The sequence below is a fragment of the Reinekea sp. G2M2-21 genome (genome assembly GCF_015687175.1).
Taxonomy (GTDB): domain Bacteria; phylum Pseudomonadota; class Gammaproteobacteria; order Pseudomonadales; family Natronospirillaceae; genus Reinekea.
Genome location: NZ_JADPQG010000027.1, coordinates 1 through 2,064, shown reverse-complemented (window position 1 = coordinate 2,064; position 2,064 = coordinate 1). Strand labels below are relative to the sequence as shown.

Here is a 2,064-nt window from a genome sequence, read left to right as displayed (position 1 = left end):
AACATCGAAACCAAGCTTTGTAACTGCCTGAGCCATTAGTAAACTGACAGGTTGTTGATAATCACGTACTGCGCAGCCATCACGCTCAATAATTGCATATTGAATTAACCTGACTAATTCAGTTTTGAGATCCGATGCGGGACTATATGCGTTTTCACGACCGGCAATTACACCCTCAATAGCATCTAATAACTTATCCACGATTTTTCCTAGAAGTTATTGTTCGTCTTTTTTAAATGCGAAGTAGCTAAAAACAGCCATGATCAATGCGACGATGGGTAGCCACCAATGTTCTTGCATTTTCCCGTCTGAAACAGTGCCTATATCGAGTTCAACACCTAAGACCCATGCGATATAGCTAATCAACAACCATGAAGACAACGTCAGCATAATCGAGAACAAAATCCGTCCCAACTCACTAAGCTGCTTCTTTGAAGCATTGTAACCAACACCACCTATTACAAATGATGCCATCCAAATTAATATAGTTGCCATGAACTAGTGTGCCTCGCCGTATGCTCTTTTGGCATTTCTAATTTCACGCCCCTCAAGTTCATCGACCATTTTGTTCGACACATAAACCCAGAAAAACAACCAGCAAACTGGGAGTAAGAAACCAAGCTGAAAGACTATATTCTGCGAACGATCAACTAAGTTTAAATGTGCCGACAACACAATCGGACCAAACAAAAATCCAAAATATAAGCATAATGCGAAAATCGCTATAGCTATGATCGCCACCAAAGAAAGGAGTTTGGTAAACAGATCACGGACAATGCTGTAGAAAATTACCATCACTTCGTGTAAACATTTTGAGTTCTTCACCATTTTTTCCTATCTATTCTGAGATGACCCTATAGCCATTAGGGCGAACAAGATATACACGGTTTTGACCGGCATCCGATGTAGTCCACATCTCTTGAAGCCCGTTGGATAAAGTTACGAGTTGAGCATCCCCAGGGCGTAAAGAGAACTTCCAACACGGGTATGTGTCACCAAATCCATTGTTGCATTGATCTGTACCGACAATTTCCACAAACTCACCACCAATATCTACAGCTGTACCGCCTGGAATAGCCCAGATAGATGGTGAATGCACGTCGTAGATCACCGTTACCTTTTCACCAATTTCTCCAAAACAGCCAGTCAGTCCGAGCATTACTGAAATGTAAACTACAATACGCACAATTTTTTTCCCTTAAGATCTTGCTTTATCAATTCGGCCTTGAGTGATGCCTTCTTTATAGGCACTGTTTAGGCAGCTGATCAGCGTGCACACAAATATGATTGATCCAATGAAAGGATGCTGTGCAAATGCTTCTTTAATCGAGCTACCCCATGAAAATGGAAGCAAGGCCAGTAAAAAAACCATCAGAAATCCGAGACTAATGGTCAGATGAACAAAGTACTTTTTCGTCATAATTTTCCCCTCTTATTCATGGCTCTTTGATTAACTTGAAGATCTTCAAATTTTGACACCCCCAAAGGGGATTCTGAGTCATAAAACAGGCCATCGAAAAATAATGCGGTATGACCGATCCAATCTTTAGATACAGCTTGCTTGAATGAATCGGAGGACTCACAAGGCAACAAATCAACGTCTTCTACATCGTAAACACCGGTAATCATACATTGGATCTGGCTGGCTATTGCAGAGGCAAAGTCAGCGCATAAACCTTCATTAATTTCTCCAGCATTGCGTACTTCACCAGTCTTTATCCAGTCAGCAACTTTGTCAGATATGATTTGCTGAATCATTGCTCGTTTTTCCTACTACTTATTGAACAATAGAATATTCGTCATCGTGGGCGCGAATTGTGATCTGTGCAGAACCAGAATCAGCACTCAGCTCAATGTCACAATTTGAATTATAGATATAGCATACTGGGTAGGTATTGCCCGGTTGAAATTCTGAATCATGCTCACACGAACCATATTTACGCCCATTCCAAATAACGCTATCGCCGATTTTGAGCATTTCATGGAGCCCTACAACTTGGCCAGTGGCATTTAATACTTTAGAACCATATTTTCGAGACATGATTTTTCCTATGATTGATTTTT

General features: G+C 40.8%; 6 protein-coding genes. All 6 read right to left on the bottom strand.

All coding sequences use genetic code 11. The features are described 5' to 3' along the window. On the bottom strand, positions 1-201 hold a 201-nt coding region (locus IYN85_RS25535; RefSeq protein WP_196161812.1), incomplete at its 3' end, for a hypothetical protein. Between the two features lie 15 nt (positions 202-216). Continuing rightward, positions 217-495: a hypothetical protein gene (locus tag IYN85_RS25530; protein WP_196161811.1), complete on the bottom strand. Its 279-nt coding sequence runs from the start codon at positions 493-495 to the stop codon at positions 217-219. A gap of 343 nt (positions 496-838) precedes the next feature. Continuing rightward, on the bottom strand, positions 839-1,186 hold the full coding sequence (locus IYN85_RS25525; RefSeq protein WP_196161810.1) for a hypothetical protein: 348 nt from the start codon (positions 1,184-1,186) through the stop codon (positions 839-841). Between the two features lie 12 nt (positions 1,187-1,198). Beyond that, the gene (locus IYN85_RS25520) at positions 1,199-1,420 is read right to left on the bottom strand and encodes a hypothetical protein (protein ID WP_196161809.1); all 222 of its coding nucleotides are present in this window, start codon (positions 1,418-1,420) and stop codon (positions 1,199-1,201) included. Further along, positions 1,417-1,758 carry a hypothetical protein gene (locus IYN85_RS25515; RefSeq protein ID WP_196161808.1) on the bottom strand — a complete coding sequence of 114 codons (342 nt, stop codon included), beginning with the start codon at positions 1,756-1,758 and terminating at the stop codon, positions 1,417-1,419. Before IYN85_RS25515 ends, IYN85_RS25520 begins: the two co-directional genes overlap by 4 nt. Before the next feature lie 19 nt (positions 1,759-1,777). Beyond that, positions 1,778-2,064: hypothetical protein (locus IYN85_RS25510; RefSeq protein WP_230390982.1), on the bottom strand; the 287-nt coding region annotated here is incomplete at its 5' end.

Excerpts from the sequence above, each read along its gene's own strand:
- IYN85_RS25530 (WP_196161811.1), bottom strand. The coding sequence starts at position 495 with ATGGCAACTATATTAATTTGGATGGCATCATTTGTAATAGGTGGTGTT.
- IYN85_RS25515 (WP_196161808.1), bottom strand. The coding sequence starts at position 1,758 with ATGATTCAGCAAATCATATCTGACAAAGTTGCTGACTGGATAAAGACT.
- IYN85_RS25520 (WP_196161809.1), bottom strand. The coding sequence starts at position 1,420 with ATGACGAAAAAGTACTTTGTTCATCTGACCATTAGTCTCGGATTTCTG.